Annotated in this window: 16 protein-coding genes and 2 pseudogenes; 16 read left to right on the forward strand and 2 right to left on the reverse strand. The window is 77.3% G+C overall.

Features of this window, described 5'->3' with window-relative positions:
• Positions 1 to 129: 129 nt before the first annotated feature.
• From AB0G74_RS07715 to AB0G74_RS07735, 5 genes are all read left to right on the forward strand, one after another.
• Positions 130 to 996, forward strand: a complete 867-nt coding sequence (locus AB0G74_RS07715; protein WP_361141762.1) for a thiopeptide-type bacteriocin biosynthesis protein — start codon at positions 130 to 132, stop codon at positions 994 to 996.
• 718 nt (positions 997 to 1714) lie between these two features.
• Positions 1715 to 4663: a lantibiotic dehydratase gene (locus AB0G74_RS07720; RefSeq protein ID WP_361141764.1), complete on the forward strand. Its 2949-nt coding sequence runs from the start codon at positions 1715 to 1717 to the stop codon at positions 4661 to 4663.
• The gene (locus tag AB0G74_RS07725; RefSeq protein WP_361141766.1) at positions 4645 to 4818 is read left to right on the forward strand and encodes a hypothetical protein; all 174 of its coding nucleotides are present in this window, start codon (positions 4645 to 4647) and stop codon (positions 4816 to 4818) included. The genes AB0G74_RS07720 and AB0G74_RS07725 overlap by 19 nt, the downstream gene beginning before the upstream one ends.
• 255 nt (positions 4819 to 5073) lie before the next feature.
• Positions 5074 to 6273 (forward strand): lanthionine synthetase LanC family protein, encoded by a 1200-nt coding sequence (locus AB0G74_RS07730; RefSeq protein ID WP_361141768.1) that lies wholly within the window; start codon positions 5074 to 5076, stop codon positions 6271 to 6273.
• 178 nt (positions 6274 to 6451) lie between these two features.
• Entirely contained in the window at positions 6452 to 7672 is a 1221-nt protein-coding gene (locus tag AB0G74_RS07735) for a glycosyltransferase (RefSeq protein WP_361141770.1), read from the forward strand.
• Positions 7673 to 7758: 86 nt separating this feature from the next.
• On the opposite strand, the gene AB0G74_RS07740 is transcribed toward AB0G74_RS07735, so the two are convergent.
• The gene (locus AB0G74_RS07740) at positions 7759 to 9030 is read right to left on the reverse strand and encodes a hypothetical protein (RefSeq protein ID WP_361141772.1); all 1272 of its coding nucleotides are present in this window, start codon (positions 9028 to 9030) and stop codon (positions 7759 to 7761) included.
• 163 nt (positions 9031 to 9193) lie between these two features.
• Between AB0G74_RS07740 and AB0G74_RS07745 the strand changes: the two genes are divergently transcribed.
• From AB0G74_RS07745 to AB0G74_RS07795, 11 genes and pseudogenes are all read left to right on the forward strand, one after another.
• Entirely contained in the window at positions 9194 to 10216 is a 1023-nt protein-coding gene (locus tag AB0G74_RS07745; RefSeq protein ID WP_361141773.1) for an ABC transporter substrate-binding protein, read from the forward strand.
• The gene (locus tag AB0G74_RS07750; RefSeq protein WP_361141804.1) at positions 10216 to 11367 is read left to right on the forward strand and encodes an iron ABC transporter permease; all 1152 of its coding nucleotides are present in this window, start codon (positions 10216 to 10218) and stop codon (positions 11365 to 11367) included. The genes AB0G74_RS07745 and AB0G74_RS07750 overlap by 1 nt, the downstream gene beginning before the upstream one ends.
• Positions 11364 to 12368: an iron ABC transporter permease gene (locus AB0G74_RS07755; RefSeq protein ID WP_361141775.1), complete on the forward strand. Its 1005-nt coding sequence runs from the start codon at positions 11364 to 11366 to the stop codon at positions 12366 to 12368. The genes AB0G74_RS07750 and AB0G74_RS07755 overlap by 4 nt, the downstream gene beginning before the upstream one ends.
• A gap of 448 nt (positions 12369 to 12816) precedes the next feature.
• Positions 12817 to 13633: pseudogene (locus AB0G74_RS07760) on the forward strand (ABC transporter ATP-binding protein).
• Positions 13634 to 13688: 55 nt separating this feature from the next.
• The gene (gene amiA, locus AB0G74_RS07765; RefSeq protein ID WP_361141777.1) at positions 13689 to 13841 is read left to right on the forward strand and encodes a streptamidine family RiPP; all 153 of its coding nucleotides are present in this window, start codon (positions 13689 to 13691) and stop codon (positions 13839 to 13841) included.
• 498 nt (positions 13842 to 14339) lie between these two features.
• Positions 14340 to 15242 carry a hypothetical protein gene (locus tag AB0G74_RS07770; RefSeq protein ID WP_361141779.1) on the forward strand — a complete coding sequence of 301 codons (903 nt, stop codon included), beginning with the start codon at positions 14340 to 14342 and terminating at the stop codon, positions 15240 to 15242.
• A complete protein-coding gene (locus tag AB0G74_RS07775; protein WP_361141781.1) occupies positions 15239 to 16780 on the forward strand; it encodes a CocE/NonD family hydrolase in 1542 nt (513 codons plus the stop codon). The genes AB0G74_RS07770 and AB0G74_RS07775 overlap by 4 nt, the downstream gene beginning before the upstream one ends.
• Positions 16777 to 18198, forward strand: a complete 1422-nt coding sequence (locus tag AB0G74_RS07780) for a YcaO-like family protein (protein WP_361141783.1) — start codon at positions 16777 to 16779, stop codon at positions 18196 to 18198. The genes AB0G74_RS07775 and AB0G74_RS07780 overlap by 4 nt, the downstream gene beginning before the upstream one ends.
• 602 nt (positions 18199 to 18800) lie before the next feature.
• Entirely contained in the window at positions 18801 to 20039 is a 1239-nt protein-coding gene (locus AB0G74_RS07785; RefSeq protein ID WP_361141785.1) for a hypothetical protein, read from the forward strand.
• Between the two features lie 99 nt (positions 20040 to 20138).
• Complete coding sequence (locus AB0G74_RS07790; protein ID WP_361141787.1) at positions 20139 to 21899, forward strand: ABC transporter ATP-binding protein; 1761 nt, start codon at positions 20139 to 20141, stop codon at positions 21897 to 21899.
• Positions 21896 to 23740, forward strand: a complete 1845-nt coding sequence (locus tag AB0G74_RS07795) for an ABC transporter ATP-binding protein (RefSeq protein WP_361141788.1) — start codon at positions 21896 to 21898, stop codon at positions 23738 to 23740. The genes AB0G74_RS07790 and AB0G74_RS07795 overlap by 4 nt, the downstream gene beginning before the upstream one ends.
• Before the next feature lie 154 nt (positions 23741 to 23894).
• Here the strand turns inward: AB0G74_RS07795 and AB0G74_RS07800 are convergent.
• Positions 23895 to 24121 (reverse strand): annotated as a pseudogene (locus tag AB0G74_RS07800) (IS200/IS605 family accessory protein TnpB-related protein); the annotation flags it as partial.

A 24121-nucleotide genomic window follows, 5' to 3' on the forward strand; every position in this document is an offset into this window, starting at 1 on the left:
GATCCGGTACTACTGTTCGCACTATATGACTAAATCCGACATCCGTTTGAATGCTGCGGATATCAGGAAATTAACTCTATGGGAAGGAACGACACGCGGACAAAGGTCACCGGTCGAGGGGGTGGAGGCATGACGGGCACGGCGCCGGAGACGAAGGTGTATCCCGAGGACAGCTGGGTCCAGATCAATCTGCCGCTCTCCGGCTACCCGGTACCGCCACCGCTGTACGGCCGACTCGCCGACCTCGCCCGGGAGGTGCTGGCCGCCGGGGCGCGGGAGTTCTTCTTCATGCACAAGCCCCCCGGGCTGCGGATCCGGTTCCAGACCGCCGACCCGGCGGACACCCCGGCGCTCCGCGCCGAACTGCTGGCCAGGACCCGTGCCCTGTACGACCGGGGCCTGCTCGCCGCCCCTCCCGTCGGCACGGTCTACGAGCCCGAGAGCTATCTCTTCGGCGGCGACGCGGCCATGCCCTGGGTGCACCGGCTCTTCACCGCCGACGCGCTGGCGTGGCTCGACTGCCACCGGGCGGCGGGCTTGCCGGCCGACGGTCCGGGCCGGCCGCCCGCCGGGTGGCGGATCTCCCTGCTGCTGCTCCGCGAACTCCTCGCCGGACTGCACATCGTGGGCTGGGAGCACCGCGGCGTCTGGGAGGCGGTCCGGTCCGACACCGGCCGCGCCCTCACACCCGCCGACCCGGCCGACACCGAACGGCGCCGCGCCGAACAGGGCATCCGAGCCTGGTGGGCCCGGCCCCGGGACGAGGCGCTCGCCGCCCTCCCGGACGGCTGGCGGGAACCCCTCGACCGGCACCGGGCCGCCGTCCGCCGGGCCGCCGACGAATGGCGTACCGGGTACTTCGAGGCCGGTACGGCGATCCGGGGGCCCCGGCGGGCCGCCGCGTACGCGGTGATCTTCCACTGGAACCGGGGAGCGCTTCCGGCGGGCCGTCAGTGCCTGCTGACCGAGGCCCTCGCGGCGGACGGGGCGGCCTGAGATGACCCGATACGAACGGCGGGCGGGAGACGGCGCGTCCGGCGACGACACGCCGGGCGGCTGTCGGCCCTGCGAGCCCCCGCCACCGGCGGACCGGCCGGGCCTGGTATCCGGGGCCGGTACGGAGACGGCCCCTGCCGCCGTCCCCGCCGCCGAGGAGTGTGCGCGGACGGCGGCCGAACCCGGCGCGCGGGTTTCCGGCACCGCTCATGAGGAGACGACCGGCGCCGGCGCGCCGGAGGAGGAGTGTGCCGTGGCGGTGCCTTCGCCCGACGGGGATGCCGGTGAAGGGCGCTCCGCGCCGACGGGCTGTGACCGTGACCGGGCCGCGGCCGGGCCGACGGGGAGCGGTCCCGCGAGCGGTGCGGGGACCGCGCCGGCCGGGCGGGTCACGGACGCCGCGGCGCCCGGCCGGCCCGCGGGCGGCGCGGGGACCGCGCCGGAGGGCGAGGAGGTGTCCGAGGGACACGGGCACTCCGCGCCCGGCCCGGTGGGGACGGGGGACACGGGGCGGCGGCACCCCGGGTCCCCCGCGTCGTCCACGCCCCCCACCGGGCACGGGGCCCCGGTACCGCCAGGACCCGACGGCGGCCCGGGTTCCGGCGGCGGGACCGGGCCCGAAGACGGAACGGAAGACGAAACGGAAGGCGGGGCCGGATCCGGTGGACCCGGGGCCGTACCGCCGCTCGACGGGACGGCGCTGCTCCGGATCGCCGGGGTGCCGTGCGCCCTGTGGACCGCCGCGGGCAACCCCCGGCTCACCGAACGCCTCGCCGACCACGCGGAGGCCGCCGACCGCCGCGCGGCCCGGGCCGGGTCGCTCGCCGCCGCCCTCGGCGCGGTCGTCCCCGACCCCGGTCTCACCGACGCCGAACGCCATGCCCTGCTGGCCCTGCGCAGGCGGCTGCACTCCGGCGCGGCCCCGAGGCCGGGGGAGTGCGGACTGCTCAACCGGCTGCCCGCCGTCCCCGAACGCCTCGCCAGGGAAGCCGGTGAACTGCTCCGCGCCACCCGGGCGGCGACCGCCGCCCAGTCGACCCTCGAACGCGAACTCGCCGCGGAACGGGAGCGCGCGGGCGCGCTGGCCTGGCGACTGCTCGACGAGAGCCCCGTACTGCGGGCCTTCGTCGACACCGCCACCCCCGGACTCACCACCGATATCGCCCGCATCCTGGCCGAGGGCGAGACCTGGACCGGCAAGCGGCTGCGCAAGCGGTCCGGCTATCTGTGGCGGGCCATCGCCCGGGCCGCCGTGAAGACCACACCCCGGGGCTGGGCGTGCCACATCGCCACGATCCCGGTCGAGCCCGCCCCGTCCCCCGCCGCCCCTCCGGCCGGTGCTCCCGGCGGCACCGGCACCGCTCCGGGCGCGTACGACGGCACTCCGGGACCCGGAACGCCCGGAGTCCGCGGCCCCGCCCCGGCCCCGACCACCGCGCCGACGCCGACGGCGGCCGGTGGACCGCCCTCCGCGCGCCCGGTGGGTGAGCCCGCCGCACGCGCCGACAACCATTCCCCGGCGGCCGGTGGGGCCGACCCCGGGGTGTCCACCGAATCCGCCGCCCGCCCCGGTCCGGAACCACACCGTCCGGGCGGTGCGACGGTGCGCGCCGCGAGCCGGGGGAACGACGGGCGTACGGCCCTGCTGCCTCCCGGAGCCGTCGTCGGCGCCCTCGCGGCCACCACCGCCGAGAACGTCCATCTGCTGCGCTCCCGGCTCACCGACGCCGACGCCTGGCAGCGGGATCCCGAGGTCCTCGTCGCACCCGCCGCCCTGCACACCACCGACGCCGAAGGACGGCTCCAGTGCTACGGCGCCGACCCCGACGACCCCGGCCGGGTCCGCCGGGTCGCCGTCCGCCGCACCCCGCCCCTCAACGCCGTACTCGGACTCCTGGCGACCGGCCCCCGGACCCTCGCCGAACTGGAGAACGCCATCGCCGGGCCCGGCGGTTCGCCCGCCCTCCGCGGCTTCGTCGCCCATCTCGTCCGGCTCGGGGTCCTCCAGCCCTGTCTGCCGCCGCGCCGTATCACCGGCGGCTGGATCGCGGCCCGTGACGTCCGCCGCCCCGGCACCCTGCCGCACCCCGCCGGGACCGGCCGCCCGCACGACTGGTTCACCGACTCCTACCGCACCGTCGACGCCACCGTCCCGGCCACCGCCGCCGACCGGGTCAGGCACGGTCTGCTCGTCGCCGTCCGGGTCGATGCCCTCCGCAGGGCCGACCTGGCCGCGGGCCCCGCCGCGACACCCCCGTACGGCCACGTTCTGGACGCCATCGGCACCGAGCCGCGCCCGGTCGACGCCCTGCTCCTGGAACTGCTCGCCGCCGACGCCGCCACGCCCTCCGCCGTACCGGTCCGCCGGTACGAGGGCTGGCACCCGGCGTACGACCCCGGCTCCGGCTACGCCCGGCTGCTCGCCCGGATCGACCACCACCGCGACACCGGATCCGACGGCGGCGCGGGCCTCTCCGATCCCGTCGACGCCTTCGACATCGACCACGCGCTCCTCGACGCCCTCGGCGCGCCCCCGGCGGACGAGGTCCTGCCCGCCTGGCCGCTGGACTGTCTGCTGCGGCCCCTGCCGGGCCCGTCCGGACCCGTCGCCGTCCTGGAGACCGCGTCCGCCGCCCATGTCCTCGACGCCCGGTTCGCCGAGGCCCTGCGCACCCTGCACGGCCGCCACGACGCCGTCGACGCGTACCGCGCCTTCCTCGCCGCCGTCGAGCGCCACTCCGGCGCCCGGTTCGTGGAGTTGCTGCTCCCCCCGGCGGGCGAACGGGCCGCCAACGCCGTCCGACGGCCCGTCACCACCGGTTGGTGGACCGGCGACCCCAACCATCCGGCGTACTGCGCCCCCGGCGGCCCGCCGCAGCGCTATCTCCCGCTCGGCCGGATCACCCTGCGCCGCCCGCCGGGACCCGACGGCGCGCCCGGCCCCCGGGTGATCGCCGAGGCGGACGGGGTCCGGGTGCTCCCGGTCCACCACGCCACCCGGGTCCCCGCGCCGCCGTACGACACCCTCGCCGCGCTGCTGCTGCGCGCGGGCCACCCGGCCGCGACGGCCGCCGTCCAACTCGGCGGACCGGCCCACGCCTTCCCGGAGTCCGCCGGGATCGCCAGGACCCCACGGCTCACCGTCGGCGGCGATCTCGTGATCGCCCCCGCCACCTGGCGCGTACCGCGGGCCCGGCTGTGGCCGCCGAGGGCCGGTGATCTCGCCAGGGCCCGGGCCCTGGCCGTGCTGACCCGCACCGCCCGGCTGCCCCGCTGCGTCCTGGTCCGGCCGTCCGCCGCCGCGAAGCCCGTCCCCGTCGATCTGACCGCGTCGTCCGCGACGACGCTCATCGAACGGCTCTGCGCGGCGGTACCCGGCGACGAGCTGCTGATCGAGGAGATGCTGCCGGGCCCCGGCCGGCTCACCCTGCGCGACGCGGCCCACCACGGCGCCGCCGTCGCCGGACAACTCCAGCTCACCGTCGTCCCCGTACGGGACCCCGACGAGCTGGCGGCGCTCGCCGCCGCCGCGCTCGCCCCCGGCGTTCCCGGTCCGCCCGCCTCCGGCGCCGCGGCCACCGGGACGGTCACCACCCAACAGGAAGAAGGAGCCCGGAGACCCCGGGCCGGAAGAAAGCAGGAGTTCCCATGCCCGTCGCCGAACTGACCGAGACCATCGCCGTCGACATGACCGACCTGGACCAGCTCATCGACCAGCTCGACGAGCGCGTCACCACCGAGGGCACCGTCGAGGCCAACGCCCCGATGACCATCGGCATCTGCACCCTGCTGATCTGCACGGCCGTCGTCGGCATCTGCTGACATACGGACCGACCGAGCTGCCCGGTCACGCGCCGGGCAGCTCACCCGCGCGGTCCGCACCCGGCGTGCCGCGCGGACCGGCCGGGGAACCGGCCGGCCACGTCGGGCGACGGGGCCGGGCGGCGCCGGACGCCGCCCAGCGATAACGGGCACCGACGGGCGACGACCGGGCCGTACGGTCCGGCCGGACGGCCCCGCCCGGTGCCTCCCGGCCCGGGCCCGACGAGACCCGCCGCGGACCCCGGAGAGAGACCCATGCCGCCCACCCCCCGCGACACCTCCGTCCCCCTCGACTCATCGCACGCCCTCGACCGGGCCGTACGGCTGCTGGCCGGCTACCGGGCCGACGACACCGGCGTCTGCGACCCCGGTGTCCCGGTACTCGCCGCCCTCGTCGCCGACACCGGGACGGCCGCCGCCGCGACCGCCGCGCACCGCGCCACCGCCGAATGGTCCCGCACCGTCGGCCGGGGCCCCTCCCATCACGCCCTCTACGACGGCGGGCTCGCCGGGTCCCTCGTCGGAGTGCACCACGCGGCCCGGCTCCATCCGCCGCTGCACCGCCTCGCCGACCGGCTCCGGGACCATCTGCTGACCGGTGCCGAGCGCCGCCCCTGGCGTACCGAGGGCGTCGCCCTCACCGACTACGACCTCATCAGCGGCCCCGCGGGCACCCTGCTCGCCCTCTACGCGGCCTCCCCGGCGCCGCCCGAGCGGGCCGCCCCCATCGCCCGCCATCTCGCCGCGCTCTGCGACGAGCCCGAACTGCCCCGGCTCCGTACCGGCCCCTACGCCGACGACCCCAACCTGGCCTGGCTGCACGGCCGGATCAACACCGGGATGGGCCATGGAGTCGCCGGTCTGGTCACCGCCCTCACCGCCGCCGTCCGCAGGTCCGGACCCGACCCGGAGCTGACCTGTGCCCTGGGCCGCGCCGTGCCGTGGCTGGTCCGGCAGTCCTTCGACGACGCCCGCTCCATCCGCAGCTGGGACGGCGCCGGACTGGACACCCCGCCGCCGCCCGGCGCCCGCGCCCGGCAGGCGTGGTGCTACGGCAACCCCGGGGTCGGCTGGGCGGTCTGGGACGCCGCCGACGCCGTCGGCGACCACGAGACGGCGGCCTGGGCGGCCGAAGCCTTCACCGGGCTCGCCGACCGCTACGACGAGGACTTCCACCTCTTCGGCGAACTGCCCGGCGACCGGCTGGGGCTCTGCCACGGCGCGGCCGGGGTACTCGCCGTCGCCGACGCCTTCGCCCGGCACGCCCGGCTCTCCGCCGCCGCCACCCTGCGCGCCCGGCTGCTGCGGCATCTGGAGCGGGGGCTGGCGGAGTTGGACGACCCGGAGCGGTGGCACCACGGCCTGCTGGGCGGGTCGACCGGGGTCCTCGCCGCCCTGCTGACGGCCGGTCACGGCGGCTCCCGGAGCTGGCTGGCCTGTCTCGGCCTGCGCTGAACCGGCACCGGCGTCGGCACCGCGCGCCGAGGACGCCGAGGGGGAGCCACCTCGTTCCGTGCTCAACGTATAGCGGGCCGGGGGCATTGCGGCAAGCCCCCCGTGGTGCCGCAGAATCGTCGGCCCGGGCCGGGATACGGCCGGGAATCCACGATTTCGGGAGACGTACGACGTGCGTGTGCTTTTGTCGACCTACGGGTCGCGTGGGGATGTCGAGCCGCTGGCCGGGCTGGCGGCGGAGTTACGGAGGCTCGGCGCCGAGGTGCGGGTGTGCGCGCCGCCGGACGGGGACTTCGAGCGGCGGCTGGCCGATGTCGGGGTGGCGCTGGTACCGGTCGGTGTCCCGGCCCGGGTGCTGACGAGGTCGGCGCCGCCGCCGTCGGCGCTGCCCGAACGGGCCGCCGAGGTGATCGCCGACCAGTTCGAGACCGTCGCCGCCGCGGCCGAAGGCTGCGATGTGCTGGTGGCGACCGGCATGATGCCCGCCGCGGCCGGTGCGCTGTCGGTGGCCGAGCTGCTGGGTATCCGGTCGGTGTCCGTGACCTTCCAGCAGCTCACCCTCCCGTCGCCGGACCGCGCGCCGCTGGCGTACCCGGGCCACCCCTTTCCGCCGGGGGCCACGGACAACGGCGCGCTGTGGCGGCTGGACGCCGGGATCAACAACGAGTTGTTCGCGGCGGCGCTCGGCACCAGCCGGACGGCGGCCGGTCTGCCGCCGGTCGACGACGTGCGCGGCTATGTGACGGGCCGTCGGCCGTGGCTCGCCACGGATCCGGTCCTGGACCCGTGGCGGCGGGCCCCCGGGTTCACGGACCCGGACTTCGACGTCGTCCAGACCGGGGCGTGGTTCGTGCCCGGCATCCGTCGGCTCCCGTCGGAGCTGCTGGCGTTCCTGGCGGCCGGTCCGCCACCGGTGTACGTGGGCTTCGGCAGTATGCCGGTCTTCGCGGCGGCCGACGTCACCCGGGCCGCCCTGGCGGCCGTCCGGGCCCACGGCCGCCGGGTGGTGATGGCCCGGGGCTGGGCGGATCTGGAGGCGCTGGACGACCGGGACGACTGCTTCGTCGTCGGCGAGGTCGACCAGGGGGCGCTGTTCCCCCTGACGGCCGCCGTCGTCCACCACGGCGGGGCGGGTACGACGGCGGCGGCCACCCGGTCCGGTGTGCCACAGGTGGTGCTGCCCCAGGCGGCGGACCAGCCGTACTGGGCGGGCCGGGTGGCCGAGCTGGGTATCGGCGTCGACCACGGCGGACCGGTACCGACCGCCGACTCCCTGTCGGCGGCGCTGGCGACGGCGCTGGACCCCGTCACCCGCGCGCTCGCCGAGGCCGTGGCCGCGGAGATCCGGACCGACGGGGCCGCGGTCGCCGCGCGACTCCTGCTCGACACGAGCGGCTGAGCGGGCGGCCGGTACGGCACTGACGCCCGGACGGGGGCCCGGGCCGCGACCAGCCGCGGGCCGCCGCGTCCGGGGCCGGCTTCCCGTCAGCGGCCCACCGGATCGGCCTCGGCGCCGTCGTCGGGGGCCGTCATGGCGAGCCGTCCGCCCTCGTCGAGCGGGGTCGGCAGGGTCAGGGTGCGGAAGAGCGTCCCCGTCGTGGTGTCGACCAGATGGACCTCGCCGTGGCCGCCCCGGCTGACCGCGACCAGGTCGTGTCCGGGGGACGCGGCCACCGCGCGCCGCTGGACCCCGTCCCAGGGGGTTCCGCCGGGCCGGGGCGCGCCGGACATCGGGGGCAGCGGCACCCGGGCGGTGACCGTACCGGCCGCCGGGTCGACCAGGACCAGTTCGTCGCCGTCGGGGTGGACCCGGGCGAAGGCGATGTGCCGGGCCGCGACGGCGAATCGGAACATCAGCCCCGGGCCGAGCGGGATCCGGCCGGAGCGCCCCGAGTCCAGCCCGTACCACCAGGCGCAGTTGGTCCACTCGGGCCAGCGGCGCGGATCGGCCGGGCCGCCGCGGACACCGGACCAGAGGGTACGGCGTACCGGGTCGAGCCGCAGGTAGTAGCCCCGGCCCGGACCGCCCCAGGGCAGCGGGGGTTCGGCGACGAGCCCGCCGGGGGTCGTCCGGGCCCGGTGGACGCCCGGACCGGTGGCGGCGAACAGGCGGCCGGTGGCCGGGTCGTAGGCGTCGCCGTGCCCGTCGCCGGGGAGCGGCAGTTCCCGGCGCGGTGCCACGGCGGGACAGCCCGCGGGCGCCGCCAGCAGATCGCCCCAGCGGTACGAGGAGAGCGCCCCGGGCTCCCGCCGGCGCAGTACCACCGTCGTGTCGGCCGGGTCCGGGGTGTCCGGTTTCAGGGATTCCGGCGGCGGGACGAGCAGCACCCCGGGCTCCCCGGGACCGCCGGTGCGGACCCGGACCGCGCGGGGCCCGCCGTCCGCGTGCAGATCCACCGCCGTGAGCAGATCGCTCCACGGCGCTTCGGCGTGGCCGAGTCCGGTGGTGACCGCGAAGAGCCGCCCCGACGGATCGGCGGCCAGGTGCTCGGCGGGTATCGCCACCGGCACGGTGGCCACCACCGGAGGCCGGCCGCGCCCGGGGCCGTAGGGATCCAGGACCACCAGTTCGCCCGCCCGGTCGTCGACGAAGGCCGTCCAGCCCCCGGGCAGGGCGAGGAAACCGGCGTGCTCGGACGGGTACCGGCCCGGCAGCCGGGCCGTCCGGGCGCCGTCGGGGAGCGCGAACACCCCTATGTCACCGGCGACATGGTCGGCGACGAGCAGTCGGGGCGCACGGGCTGAGGGCGGGGACACGGGCGGCTCCTCGGGGGAATCCTCGGGGGAGGGGCGAGATGGCTACTGAAAATGATTATCATGTGGCTCGTATCGTGCGTCGCCCGAGGTGGCGCGCGCAAGCGACCGACGCCCGGACGAACGAGATCCGCGGCCCATCGACATCGGAAGAATCCACAGAGAAATGAAGAAAAGGGGAGGGATCGTGCAGTTGCGTACCCACGGCCGCCGCGTCCCGGTACTGCGCGGACTGGCCGCCGCCGCACTGGCGGGCGCCCTGCTGGCCGGATGCGGGACCACCGGCGACGACGCGAAGGAGGGAGACGGCGGCGCCGGGGGAGCGGGCGCGGCCACGGACGTACGGGTGGCGCCGATCACGGCGGCGCGCACCGTCACCGACGTCCACGGAGTGAAGGTCACCACACCCGAACCGCCGCGGCGGGTGGTCTGCCTGGTGGCACTCTGCGACGACATGCTGACCGAACTGGGGATGGAGCCCGTCGCCACCAACGCGTCGCTGCTCGCCCACCCCCGCTTCCTCGGCAAGGAGCGGGCCGCCCGGATCCCGGTGGTCCCCGGCGGCTTCCTGAGCCCCGAGACCGAGGCGATCCTCGGCCATGAACCCGATCTGGTGATCGGCCTGGAGGACACCCACGGCAAGCTCGCCCCCGCCCTGAAGGGCGCCACCGTCTTCTGGCCGGTCCAGCCGGGCGACTGGCAGGACAGCGTCCGGTACCTGCGGGATCTGGCCGCGCTCACCGGCCGTACCGAACAGGGCGAACGGGCCGAGGGCGCCTTCCGGCAGAAGCTGGCGTCGGCCGAACGGAACCGGAGCGACCTGACCAGCCTGATCGTCTTCGGCAGCGACGAGAACTTCGGCGTCGCCACCCCCGGCACCGACGTCACGGCCGGACTCTTCCCCAAGCTCTCCCGCTACCCGTGGAAGAGCCGCGGCGTGGAGGGCAGTTATAGCCTGGAGGAGATCCTCGCCCGCGAGGTCGACGTCCTCTTCGTCGAGACGCTCTCCTTCGGCGGCTCCCCGAAGGAGTCCCTGTCGCGGAAGCTGGCCGAGAACCCCCTGTGGTCCCGGATCCCCGCCGTCCGCGACGGGCGGGTCCACGAGGTCGACGCCGAGGTCTGGGCGAAGGGCCGGGGCACCCGGTCGCTGGGGATCGTGCTGGACGAAGCGACGGCGAAGCTGCGGTGATCCGGCGTACCGCCGTCGCGGCGGGCGCGCTGGCGGCGGCCGTCTGCGCCGGACTCGCCCTGGGGACACCCGTGGTGGCCCCGGCCGGATTCGCCGACTCGTTCGTGGTGACCGAACTGCGGCTGCCCCGGCTGGTGCTCGCGCTCGTCGCGGGCGCCTGCCTGGGCGCCGCCGGTCTCGTCCTCCAGGAGGCGCTGCGCAATCCGCTCGCCGTACCGGAACTCCTCGGCGTCTCCTCCGGCGCCGCCCTCGGGGTCGCCGCCCCGCTCGTCCTCGCCGTCTCCGTACCCCTGGCGGTCCAGCCGTTCCTCGCCATCGGGGGCGCCGCCCTCGGCGGGGCGCTCACCCTGCTGGCCGCCGGTGCCGCCCGGGGACCGTCCGCCGTACTGCTCTGCGGGGCGGCCGTCGCCGCCGCGCTCCAGTCGGCGCTGCTGGTCCTGATGGTCCTCGCCGACCAGTTGGACCTCCAGCTGATCCACCGCTATCTCCTCGGCAGCCTCTCCGCCCGGACCTGGGACGACGTCACCGGACTCGGGCCGTGGCTGCTGGTCGCCGTACCGGCGCTGGTGCTCTGCGCCCCGGTGCTGTCGGTGCTCCGGCTCGGCGACGACGACGCCCGTGCCCTGGGGGTACGGGTACACCGGGCGCGGGCCGCCGCGCTGGCCGTCGCCGTGGTGCTGATCGCGCCCGTCGTCGCGGTCTGCGGGCCGGTGGCCTGGGTCGGCTTCCTCGCCCCGCACATCGCCCGGCGACTGGCGCCCGGCGGTGACGCCGTACGGTGGCTGCCCTGGTCCGCCGTCTGGGGCGCGCTCGTGGTGGCCTGGGCGGATCTGCCCGCCCGGCTCGCCCTCGCGCCCGTCGAGACCCCGGTCGGCGCGTGGACCGCGCTGCTCGGGGTCCCCGCGGGCGTACTGCTGCTCCGGCGCCGCCGGACCGTACCGGCCGACGGCGGCGGTGCCGCGAAACCCGGTTCGCCGGCCGGTGCGGGGGACGGACGCGGCGGTGATCCGCCCGCCGGGCGCGACGGGGGAGCGAGTTCGGGGCCGCCCGCCGCGCGTGACGGCGGCTCGGGTCCCGGAGCCGCCGGGGCCGCGGCCGGACGGCACGGTGCCGACGGCGTCCCCCGGACCCGTTTGGGAGGTGCCGGATGAGACGGCTGCCGCTGATGGCCGCCCTGCTGGTCGCCGCGGGCTGCGCCGGTCTGATCGCCGGACGGGCCCTCGGCCCGGCCGGGGTGTGGGAGGTCCTGCGGGGCGACGGCACCCCGCTCGCCCGCCATATCGTGCTCGAACTCCGGCTGCCCCGCGCCCTGGTGGCACTGGTCGCGGGCGCCAGCCTCGGCGTCGCGGGCATCGTGCTCCAGTCGGCGCTGCGCAATCCGCTCGCGGGCCCCGAGGTCACCGGGGTCGCCCCGGGCGCCGTACTCGGCGCGGTCATCGCCTCCGGTGCCGGGCTGGCGGGCTGGCAGTCGCCGGGCGCCGTGGTGGTCGCCGCCGTGATCGGCGGATTCACCGGGGCCGGACTGCTGTGGCTGCTCGCGGGACGGGACCGAGCCGACCCCTTCGACGCCGCCGTCTACGGAGTCCTGGTCTCCGCCGTCCTGTCGGGGGCGACCGCCATGGTGCTGCTGGTCGCCCCCGGCGAACTCGGCAGCGTCGTGCAGTGGCTGGTCGGCTCCACCGAGGGCCGGGTGTGGCAGCACTGGAACCTGCTGTGGCCCTGGGCGCTCTGCTGGCTCCTCGCCGCCTGGGCGCTGGCCGCGCCGCTGACGCTGCTGCGATGCGGCGACGAGCAGGCCGCGGCGCAGGGGCTGCGTACGGGCCGGGTCCGGCTGGCGGCCCTGGTCTGCGCGGTCGCCCTGACCGCGGGGGCCGTGGCCACCGTCGGGGCGCTGGGCTTCGTCGGGCTGCTCGTACCGCATCTGGCCTTCGCGCTGTACGGCGCCGATCTGCGGACGGCCCTGCCGGGGGCGGCGCTCACCGGGGCCGTCGTGGTCGCCGGGGCCGACGCCACCGCACAGGCGCTGTCGCGGCTGCTGACCGACGCCCTGGGGGCGGACCGGCTGAGCGTGCCGACCGGGGCGCTCACCACCTGCGCGGGCGCGGCACTGCTGCTGATCGCGGCCCGCCGGATCCGAGAGGACACGACATGACGAGGGGCACGACATGACGAGGGACGCGACCGCCCCGCGAGCGGCGGCGGCACCGGAACCGGGAGAGGCGGCATCCCGTGCGGCGGCCGACCCGGGCGTTGACGGGGCGTCCGACTGGGTGGCCGACACGGCGCCCGATCCGGCGCCCGACCCCGCGGCCCGCGCGGCGTCCGCCCCGGCGATCGGTCCGGCATTCGACGCGGAGGGCGCTCCGGCGGACGCCCGGGGGGCAGATCCCGTGCCTCAGGCGGGGCCTCGTACGGCGATCGGCGAGCCGATCGGTTCGGCGTCCGATCCGGCGGTCGGCCCCGTGTCCGACGACCCCGGGACCACCCCGGATCCCGGCCCGGCGTCCGATACAGCGCCCGATTCGGCGGCCGGGAAGGCCGTCGGGAGCGTGACCGGCCGGACCGCTGTTCCTCCGGCCGATGGCCCCCCGGGTACGCCGGTGGTCCGGGTGGACGGTGTCCACTTCGGCTACCCCGGCCGCGAAGTGCTCCGAGGTGTCGATCTGACCGTGTCCGCCGGGGAGTCGGTGGCCCTGATCGGGCTCAACGGCTGCGGCAAGAGCACTCTGCTCCGGCTCTGCGCCGGACTGCTGCGGCCCTCGCGCGGCCAAATCCGGCTCGACGGCGACGATCTCGCCCGGCTCTCGCGCCGCGCCTCGGCCCGCAAGGTGGCCCTGCTGCACCAGTCGGCGCCGCCCGTCTCGGGTATGACGGTACGCCAACTCGTGGCCCAGGGGCGCTACGCGGAGCGGGGGCCGCTGGGGATGCTGCGGGGCGGTGACGACGCGGTCGCCGCCCGGGCGATGGCGGATGTCGGGGTCGACGGCTGGGCCGATCGTCCCGTGGAGTCCCTGTCGGGCGGTGAACGCCAGCGGGTCAGACTCGCCATGGCGCTGGCCCAGGACACCCGGGTCCTGCTGCTCGACGAGCCGACGACCTATCTCGACCTCCGCCACCAGCTGGAGGTGCTGTCGACCGTGGACCGGCTCCGCCGCGAGCGGGATCTGACCGTGCTGATGGTCCTGCACGACCTGGGGCAGGCCGCCCGGTTCGCCGGACGTGTCGTCGCCCTGCGGGACGGCGTCGTCGCGGCCGACGGCCCGCCCGCCGAGGTCGTCACGCCCCGGCTGCTCGCCGAAGTCCTCGGTGTCGTGGGCCGGGTCGGTACGGATCCGGAGGGCGGCTGGCCCGTCTGTTACCCGGATCACCCCGTGAACGGCCCACAGCCTATTGCGGAATGAAAATCATATTCATTAAGGTGATGGTGTGTTCGCGACCGCGGGCACGCCCATTCAGGAGAGGACTCCACACCGTGGACCAGTACAAGGTGTTCGCCCCGATCGCCGACCCGGGCCAGCTCGCCCACCAGTCCGCCACCCACTCCAACGCCCTCGTCGACAACCCGTTCGAGGACGGCGCGGAGGCCGCGGCGGTCGCGGGCACCGAGGCGGACACCGCGAAGTAACCGGTGACGGCGGGTCGTCCGGTCACCGATCCCCGAGCGTGACCGGGCGACCCCCGCCCCGGATCGCCGATGCGCCGGGCCGCCCGCAACAGCGCTTCCCCGCGTGCGGGCGGCCCACCGGCCCCGCCGACACACCGGCCTCACCGGGCCCGCCGGTGGTCGCGGTCTCCGCTGCCGGGCCCCGCGCCACGGCCCGACGGGCCCGTACGGCCACGAGCCCCGGCGGGGCCCGCCGGGTCCGAAGACGCCGCAGCGCCACGACCCCGGACCGCCGGGTCCCGTAACCCCGGTCCCGCCCGAACACCCGCCACCGACCACCGCGTTCCGTCGTCCCCGGACTCGTCCGCAGGGGTCCGCCCCGACGGGCCGAACTCCCTGCCGCACCACGGCCGCGCCGTCGGCCGTCCGCGCGCCGCCCGGGAACGGGGCCGTCGAGAACACCCGGTATCGACCCCGCCCGACCCGGCGGACCGCGCCGACGAGTTGAGGAGTACGCCCGTGAACACCCCCCGTCTCTCCGCCGGGACCGCCCTGGTCACCGTGCCCGGCCGGGGTCTCGCCCTGCGCACCCCCGACGGCACCTTCCTCCGGGTCGACACCGGTGACGTACCGCCGCGGTCCCTCCTCCGGCGCCTCGGCGCCGGACCGGACCCCGACCCCGCCCCCGATGCCGCCGTCCCGGACCCGGAGCCGGAGCAGGAGCCCGATCCCGGTACGGACCGGCTCGTCGCCGCCTTCGAGGAGGCCGGATACGCCACCCGCGCCCCCGACTCCGTACCCCCGCCGGGGACCGCGGCCCCCCTGGCCGGAACGGCCGTACTCCTGCTGGGCGACCCGGTCCTGACCCGGCCCGTCGCCCGGCTGCTCCGTACCGCGGGCGCCGCCCCCGAGCCCGTCGCACCCGGCCGGCTCACCGAACGCGCCACCGGGGCCGTGACCCGTACCGCGGTCGTCTGGTGTCTCGACGGCCCCGTCCCGCCCGGCCTGTGGGACCCGGCCGACCGGCTCTCCCGCGACGGCGCGCTGTGGGCGCGCTGCCACCGCGAGGGCGCCCGGGCCTGGATCGAGCCGACGGCCCGGGGCCCGTACGGCGTCACCGCCGCCGACATCCGGCTCCGCCGGCTCGCCGCCACCCCCGCCCACCGCGAACTCGCCGCCTACTGGGCCGGATCCCGGACCGCCGACACCGGCCCCCGGCACACCGAGGTGACCGCGGCCCATACGGCCGCCCTCCTCGTCCACGACCTGCTGGCCGCCGCCCGGCCCGGCCCCGATCCCGTACCGCCCGTGCTGCGCGGTGTCGATCTGCGCGATCTCGGCACCACCCGCCACCCCGTCCTGCCGGTGCCGCCGTGCGCCCCGTTCCCGGGCCCGCCCGGCGAGCCGGGGAACCCGCGGTGACCCGTACCGTACGGGTCACCGCCGACGGCGTCCCCCTCGCCACCGACGTCCACCTGCCGCCGCCCGGCCCCGCCGAGGGCCCGTACCCCGCCGTCGTCATCCGCACCCCCTACGGCCGCCGCGCCCACCGGGGCGAGGCCCGTGCCTGGGCCGCGCGCGGCTTCGCCGCGATCGTCCAGGACGTCCGCGGCCGGTACGGCTCCGGAGGCCGGTGGCGGCCCTACGCGCACGAGGCCGCCGACGGCGCCGCGACCCTCCGCTGGATCCGCGAACGCGCCTGGAGCGACGGCCGGATCGTCGCCGCCGGATCCTCCTACGCCGCCTACTGCGCCCTGGTCACCGTCATCGGCGACCCGAACACCCCCGGCGGCGCCGAGGCACCGCCCGACGCGGTCGTCGCCGCCGTCCCCGCCCTCGGCACCGCCGAGACCGCCCGCGACCCCTCCGGCGTCGAACGCCTCCTCGGCCGGGCCGGCTGGTGGGCCGCGCACGGCGACCGCGCCGACTCCGACCCCGACGCCCTCGACCGGCGCCTCGGCCACGACCCGGACCTGCTGCGCCATCTCCCGGTCGCCGAACTGCCCGTCAGACTCGGCCGCACCCTGCCGTCGTGGCCGGGCATCTGGGGATCGGCGCGCGCCGACCTCGTCGTCCGCCGCGCCCCCGGCGCTCGTACGCCCCTGCTCGCCATCGGCGGCACCCACGACCCCTTCGCCGCCGACACCATCGCCCTGTGGCGCGCCTGGGGCGGCCCCGCCCGGCTCGTCCTCGGCCCCTGGGGACACCGGCTGACCCGCGACCCCGGCCCCGGCGCCCGCCCCGAACACCGGGTCGACCTCGGCGCCCTGACCGTCGCCTGGGCGCGGGCCGTCTGCGCCGGACGGCCGCCCGAGGGCCGGACCGGGGCCGTCGCCGTCGCCGGGACCCCGTACTGGTACCCCGCGACCGCCGTCACGGACACCCCGGCCCGCCGGATCCCCCTCACCGGCGGGCCCCTCGACGGCACACTGCTGTACGGCGCCGACTTCCGCGCCGACCCCGAGCACCCCGTACGCTCCGACGATCTGCGTGCCGACCCCGGCCGCGCCGACCGCGCCCTGTTCGTCACCGCGCCACTGACCCACGACCTCCACCTCCTGGGGAACGCCAGCGCCGAACTGCGCGGCACCGCCGACACCCCGGCCGCCGACTGGTTCGTCCGGATCGTCGCCGTCGACCCCTCGGGCCGGGCCGAACCCGTCGCCGTCGGCAGCGCCAGAACCGCCCGGCCGCCCGGCACCCGGTCCACCGTCACCGTCCCCCTCGGCCCACTCGCCCGCGTCATCCCGCGCGGCACCCGGCTGCGGACCGAGATCGCCGGACACCACTTCCCCGCCCACGCCCGCAACCCCCACACCGGACAGGACCCCGTCACCGCGACCCGGCTCCTGCCGTCCCGCCGGGCCCTGCGCGCCGACGGCTGCGCCCTGCTGCTGCCCGTCGCCCGGCCCCGCCCCGACGGCACCCGACCCGACCTCTCCGAGGAGATATCCGCATGACCACCACGGCCGCCCCGGCGACCGGGCCCGCCGCCCCGCCGCCCGCGCCGCTTCCCCTGGAGCATCTGGTGGACCCCGTCTGCGGCATCGTCCGCGACGTCGCCCCCGTACCCCACCCGGCCGGGGCGCCGCCCCGCTACACCGCCGTCACCGCGAACGTCGCCGACGCCCGCAGGCTCGGCGCCTGGCCCGCCGACCGGGTCGCCCTCGGCACCACCTTCGCCGACCCCGAAGGCGCCCGGATCGCCGCCGTCGCCGAAGCCGTGGAACGCTACTGCGGCAACCGGGTCCCGCTGCCCGGCCATCCCGACGCCCCCCGCCGCGCCACCGCCGCCGAACTCACCGCCGAAGGCCACCGGGTGTACGGGCCCGGCGCCGTACCCGCCTACGCCGACTGGCAGTACGACCGCCCCGGCTTCCCCTACCGGCGCCTCACCCCCGACACCCCCGCCCTGTGGACCCGGGCCACCGAAGCGGGCGACCCCGACGGCGACCCCTGGTGGGTACCCGTCTCCCTCAGCCATCTCAACTGGCGCCAGGGACCCCTGCGCGAACTGCCCCGCACCCACCACCTCAACTACGCGGGCATCGCCACCGGACGCGGCCTCGACGACGCCGTCGAACGGGCCCTGCTGGAAGTCGTCGAACGCGACGCGCTGGAACTGTGGTGGCACCTCGACGGGCCCACCCGCGGTATCGACCTCGACTCCGTACCCGGCCTCGCCGACGACCTCGCGGGCTGCGCCCTGGAGATCACCGCGGTAGAGCTGCCGTCCGAGTTCGCGCCCTGCGCCGCCGCCCTCGCCCACGACCCCGTACGGGGCCTGTACGCCGCCGGATTCGCCTGCCGGTTCGACCCCGCCGAAGCCGTCCGCAAGGCCGTCCTCGAAGCCGTCCACACCTGGGTCTTCACCCAGGGCACCACCGACCCCGACGGCTGGGTCTTCCAGGCCGTCGATGCCGGACTCCTCGCCCGCGGCCTCTACCTCGACCACCGCGCCGACCGCCGCTACCTCGACGACTGCGGCGAGGACTTCGCGGCCGTCCGCGACCTCGGCGCCCATGTCCAGGTCTGGCTCGACCCCAGGACCGCGCCGCTCGCCCGCCGCTTCACCCACCCCGCGCAGGGCACCGTCCCCGTCTCCGCGCTCCGCCCCGGCGACCGGTCCCTCCTCGACGCCCGGCTCGCCGCGGGCGGCCACCCCGTCCTCGTCACCGACCTCACCACCGAGGACGTCGCCAGGACCGAACTGCGGGTCGCCCGCGTCCTCGTCCCCGGACTGATCCCCAACGCGCCCGCCGCCTTCGGCTACTTCGGCAGCCCCCGGCTCGCCGAAGCGGCCGTCGCCCGCGGCTGGCGCGCCCGGCGCCCCACGAGCCCGGCGGACTTCACCCTCGTCCCGCCGCCGCACATGTGAGGCCGGACCCGATGCCCACCGAATCCCCCCGGGCCACCGAAGGCCACTGCGTTCCCGGCCACCCGGCGGTCCGCGCCCTGCCGCGCTCCCGCCGGGCCCCGGCGGACATATCGGCCCCGTCTCCGGCCGGGCCGGGGCCGGATCCGGACCGTACGGCCGCGCCGGGCGGCGACCCGGGACCGGGCCGGGAGCCGGGCCGGGAGCCGGGCGGTCAGCCCGGTCGGCGGTACGACGGCACGCCGTCCCCCGCCCCGACAGGAGGTCAGGAACCGCCCGGTGGAACGGATTCGGGAGGCACCGGTGCGCCGTGTTCCCGTCCGGTACGGCAGCCGGGCGATACGGCCGTACCGGACCCGGGACGGACGGCCCCGCCGGACCCGGACCCGGATCAGGGCCGCGCCGACGCGTCCCGTCCGGGCCTCGCACAGGTTCAGGACCCGGGCGGGGGCCCCGCTCGTACGCGTACGCCGCGCCCCGCCCCGCCGGACACCCCGGCCCCGGGTCGGCGCGACTCCGCCTCCGGCCCCGATCACGACCCCGCCCCCGGCCCCGCGCGCGCCCCGGACCGGGCGGCCGGACGGCGCGGGGCCGCGGGGCCGACCGTGGCCGCCGCGCTCGCCGCCGCCCGGTCGGCCCGGCGGCCGGGGCCCGATCTGCCGTACCGGGCCCCCGCCCCGGCCCGCCCCGACGACGGCCTCCCCGTGCCCGACGCGCTCGACCCCGTACTCCGGCACTCCGTCGCGGGCGGGCGGCTGCGGCCCGCCGCCTCCGCCGGGGCCCTGCACCCCGTCTCCGTACGGCTGCTGGCCGGAACCGGCGCCGGACTGCCCGCCGGGCACTACGCGTACGACCCCGCCGCCCACCGGCTGCACCCCGTCGGACCGCTCACCGGACCGGCACCGTACGGCGCCTTCGCGATCCTCGGCGCCGTACCCGAACGGACCGTCTCCCACTACCGGCACCGGGCCTGGCCGCTGACCCTCCTCGACACCGGGCACGCCGTCGCCGCGCTCGTCGCCGCGGGCGCGCCCGGCTACTGCCTCGACCCGGCGCCCCGGTCCCTGCCCCGCCCCGGCCGCCCCGGCACCGGCCCCGACGAGATACCGCTGGCCGTCGTCCGGCTCACCCCGCACGGCGAACTCGAAGACCCTCCCGAGGGCCCGCCGACGGCGACCGGCGCCCCGAGCCCCGCCCCGCATCCCGATATCGCCGACGCCCGGCGGATCCTGCGCCTCCTCGCGTCGTCCGGCCGGGGGACCGGCACCTGGTACACCGCGCGCCGCCGCGCGGCCCGCCCCGTGATCGAGGCCCGCAGAAGCGCCCCGGTCGACGTCCTCGCCACCGCGGGACGCCCCCCGGACCGGCTGCTCCGCCGGGTCCTGACCGCCGCCAGGTCCGCCGCGCCCGGCGGGCCCGACTGGTGGCTGGCCGTCGGCGGCACCCGCCCCGCCCTGCTCACCGACGCGCCCGGCGGACTGCGGACCGAGGCCACCGGACCCGTACTCGACACCCTCGCCCGGTGGGCCGCCGGACAGGGCTGGCTCGCCGGGACCGGCGCCGTCCTCCTCGCCGTCGGCTGCCCGACGGCCGCCGCGCCTGCCCGGATCCGGGCCGACCACCTCCGGGCCGGCTACGGCGTCGGCCACGCCCAACTAGCCGCCACCGCCCTCGGACTGCCCGCCCGTCCCGTCGGCGCCTGGCAGCGGGCCGACCTCGGCGCCGCACTCGGCGGCCCCGCCGGACGACGCTGGATCGTCCACGGACTGGCCTTCGGCACCGCGCCCCGGAACCGGCCCGCCCGCGCCCGGTCCGGCAGACCGCGACGGACGACCACGGCCTGACCCGCCACCGGCTCCGCGCCCCTCCGGCGCCCCCGCCCCACTCCCGCCCCGGACCGCCGGGGCCCGGCCCTGCCCCGACGACCGAGGAGAACCCGTCGCATGATGCTCCATCCGGAGTTGCTGCGCGCCGCCCGCACCGCCCGCCGCCCCCTCACCCGGGCCACGGCGCTGCTCGCCGCCGCAGCCCTGACCCAGCTCGCCCAGGCCGCGCTGCTCGCGGTCGCCCTCGCCGCCGCCGCCCGCGGCGACACCGGACCACTGCCCGCCCTCCTCGCGGGCGTCGTGGCCGCCGTACTCCTCCGCGCCCTGCTCACCGTCCGGCAGCGCCGGGCCGCCGTCACCGCCGGAGCGGCCGTACGGGTCGGGCTCCGGGACGAACTGCTGACCCGGCTCGGCACCACCGGGCCCGCCCGGGACGGCGCCGAACGCGCCGGGGCGCTCCGCGCCGTCATCGTGGACGGCGTCGAGGGCGTCGACGCTTATGTCTCCCGCTATCTGCCCCAACTGGCCGTCACCTGCCTCCTGCCGCCGCTCGTCCTGGCCGCCGTCGCCGCCGTCCACCCCCCGGCCGTCGCCGTACTCGCCCCCGCGCTCGTCGTCGCCCTGTTCGCCCCCCGCTGGTGGGACCGGCTGCTGGAACGGCGCGGCCGGCAGCACTGGGGCGCCTACGAAGCCCTTGCCGCCGACTATCTGGAGGCCCTCCAGGGCATGGCGGCCCTGCGGTCCACCGGGGCCACCGGACGCACCAGGGCCCGGCTCGCCGAACACTCCGACCGGCTGCACCGGGCCACCGTCGCCAAACTCCGGGTCTCCCTCGTCGACACCGGGATCACCGATCTGGCCGTCCAGGGCGGCACGGTCGCCGCCGTCCTCGTCGCCTGCTGGTCCGCGACGGCGGGCACGACCACCGGGACCGGCACCTATCTGCTGCTGATGCTGGCCTCCGAATGCTTCCGGCCCGTCCGCGACCTGGCCCGCGAATGGCACGCCGGATACCTCGGGACCTCCGCCGCCGACGGCATCGCCCGGCTGCGGACCGCCGAAGGCGGCGTACCCGACACCGGTACCCGCACCGAACCGTGGCCGAAGGCCCCCGAGATCCGGTTCGAGGACGTCCACTACACCCACCCCGGCGCCGGGAGCCCCGCCCTGGACGGAGTCACCTTCACTGCGCCCGCCGGACGTACCACCGCCGTCGTCGGACCGTCCGGCGCGGGCAAGTCGACCCTCGTCGGACTGCTGCTGCGGTACGCCGACCCCGCCCACGGCCGGATCACCGCCGACGGCGTCCCCCTCGGCACCCACACCCTGGCGGCGCTGCGGCAGGGCATCGCCGTGGTCTCCCAGGAGACGTACCTCTTCCCCACCTCCGTCGCGGACAACCTGCGGCTGGCCCGCCCCGGCGCCACCGACGCCGAACTCTGGTCCGCCGCGCGGGTGGCGGGCGTCCACGACGAGATCCTCGCCCTTCCCGACGGCTACCGGACCCGCCTCGGGGAGCGCGGCGCCACCCTCTCCGGCGGCCAGCGCCAACGGGTCGCCCTGGCCAGGGCCCTGCTGGCCGACGCCCCCGTCCTCGTACTCGACGAGGCGACCAGCGCCGTCGACGAACGAGCCGAAGCCGCCGTCGTCCGCGCCCTGACCCGGGCCGCCGACGGCCGGACCCGGCTGGTCGTCGCCCACCGGCTGGCGTCCGTACGCGACGCCGACCGCATCGTCGTCCTCGACGGCGGCCGGGTCGACGCGATCGGCGACCACGAAACCCTGCTGGCCGAAGGCGGTCTGTACACCCGCCTGGCGGCGGCGGCCACGGTCGCGCCCGGGACCACCGAAGCGCGAGTAGGAGAACTGACACCATGACGACCGCACAACCGGCCCCCCACCGAACCGACCCCGCCACCGACGGCCCCGAAAACGACGGCCCCGCACTCGGCCCCCGTCCCGGCGGACCCCGTCCCACCGGCCCCGGACCCGGCGGACCCGGATACGAGGCCGGGACGCCGCCCGCCGGTGCCCTGCGGGCGCTGCTGCCCGTACTCCTCGCCCATCGCGGCGCCACCGTACGGACGTTCCTCGCCGCCCTGCTCTCCCAGGCCGCGCTCGTGACCCTCGTCGTCCTCGCCGCGCACACCGTCGGCACCGCCGTCGTGGCGGGCACCGCGCCCGGGCCCGCCGTCATCGGCGCGCTCGGCGGCCTGGTGGCCGTACGGGCGGTCGTCACCTGGTGGGAGATGGACCTCTCGCACGATCTCGCCTACCGGGTCCTGGCCGAACTGCGGATCCGGGTCTTCGACGGGCTCGCCCGGAGCGCGCCCGCCCGCGTCGAAGGCCGGGAGAGCGGCGATCTGGCCTCCGCCGCCCTCGCCGACGTCGAGGCGCTGGAATTCTTCTACGCCCACGCCGTGGCCCAGTTCGCCGCCGCCGGGACCGTGTTCGGCGCGGGCGCGGTGGCGCTCGGAATCGTCGAACCGGGCCTGCTGCCACCGGTGTTCATCGCCGCCGCCCTGCTCGTCCTGCTGCCGCTGCTGGACGGCCGGACCAGGGCCCGCCGGGCCGCCGTCACCCGCCGGGCCGCCGCCCGGCTCTCGGCCCGGACCGTCGAGACCGTCGACGGGCTGCGCGAACTGCTCGCCTTCGGCGCCCTGGGACACGGCCGGGAGCGACTGACGGAGGACGGCCACGCCCTGGGCCGGGCCCAGCTCGCCGAACAGAGCCGGGAGGCCCACTCGGCGGCGGCCCGCGATCTGCTGGTGACCTGCGCCGTCGTGGGGGTCGCCGCCGTCGCCGGATACGGCATCGCCGGTGCCTGGGCCCCGGCCGCCCTCGCACTCGCCCTCGGCACCCTCGCACCCGTCGCCGACGCCACCGCCGCCGCCGGTCAGGCGAGCGGACTGCGGGCCGCCGCCGCCCGGGTCGGCGACGCGGTACGGGCCCCGGCGCTCGCCCCGCCGCCCGCCGAGCCCCGGCCCGTCCCCGAGGGGCCGCTGTCCGTCCGGTTCCACCGGGTCCACGCCGACTACGGCGACCGGCCCGTGCTCACCGGCGTCGATCTGCGGGTGCCCGCAGGGACGCGGCTGGCGCTCACCGGGGCGTCCGGCGCGGGCAAGTCGACCTGCGCCCATCTGCTGGCCCGCTATTGGGACCCGGCCGCCGGACGGATCGAACTCGTCGGCGCCGACGGCACCGCCGTCGATCTGCGCTCCGTCGCCGACGCCGAACTGCGGCGGACCGTCGCCGTCGTCGGCCAGGACACCCCCCTGTTCCACGGCACCCTGATGGAGAATCTGCGGCTCGCCGCCCCCGACACCGACGACCGGGCGGTCCGCGAGGTCGCCCGGGCCACCGGCGTCGACCGGGTGGCGGCCGGACTTCCCGACGGCTACGACACCCTGGTCGGCGAGCGGGGCGCCACCCTCTCCGGCGGCCAGCGGGCCCGGGTCGCCCTGGCCCGCGCCCTGCTCACCCGGCCCCGGGTACTGGTCCTGGACGAGACCACCGCCCAGCTCGACGGCGTCGGCGACACGGAGGTCCTGACGGCCCTGCCGCGCTGTACGACCCTGCTGATCGCGCACCGTCCGGCGACCATCCGGCACGCCGACCGGATCGCCGTACTCGACGGCGGCCGGATCGTCCAGCAGGGCACCTGGCAGGAGGTCACCTCCGTACCCGGCCCGTTCACCCGGGTCACGGCCCGCGGCTGACGACCCGTCCGGAGACGCCACGACCTCCGGCCCCCGCCACCCGCCGGACACCGGGCGGCGTCCCGGCCGGATGCCGCCCGCCCATAACTCGCGTACCCACCTCGTCAGCACCGTACGACCGTTCCTAGTCAGTGAGCAGGAGTGAGTCTTGGACTCATTCCTGTGCACTGCGGACATCCCGAACGGTTTTGGGTGTCCTGGTTGCCCGTGTTCGCTCCGCGTCCGGGTGCACGGATCGTGTCCGTGGTCCGGGTACGCGGGGGCGGGTTTCCTCACGTCCTCGTGTACCCGGTCCGGCCTGGGCGGTCCGATGCCCACGACGATCGCTCTGGTCGTCGTGGGGCGGTGCCGTCCGTCGCCGGATCGGGTGTCCGAGGGCGC

The sequence above is a fragment of the Streptomyces sp. NPDC020875 genome, from assembly GCF_040641415.1.
Taxonomy (GTDB): Bacteria; Actinomycetota; Actinomycetes; order Streptomycetales; family Streptomycetaceae; genus Streptomyces.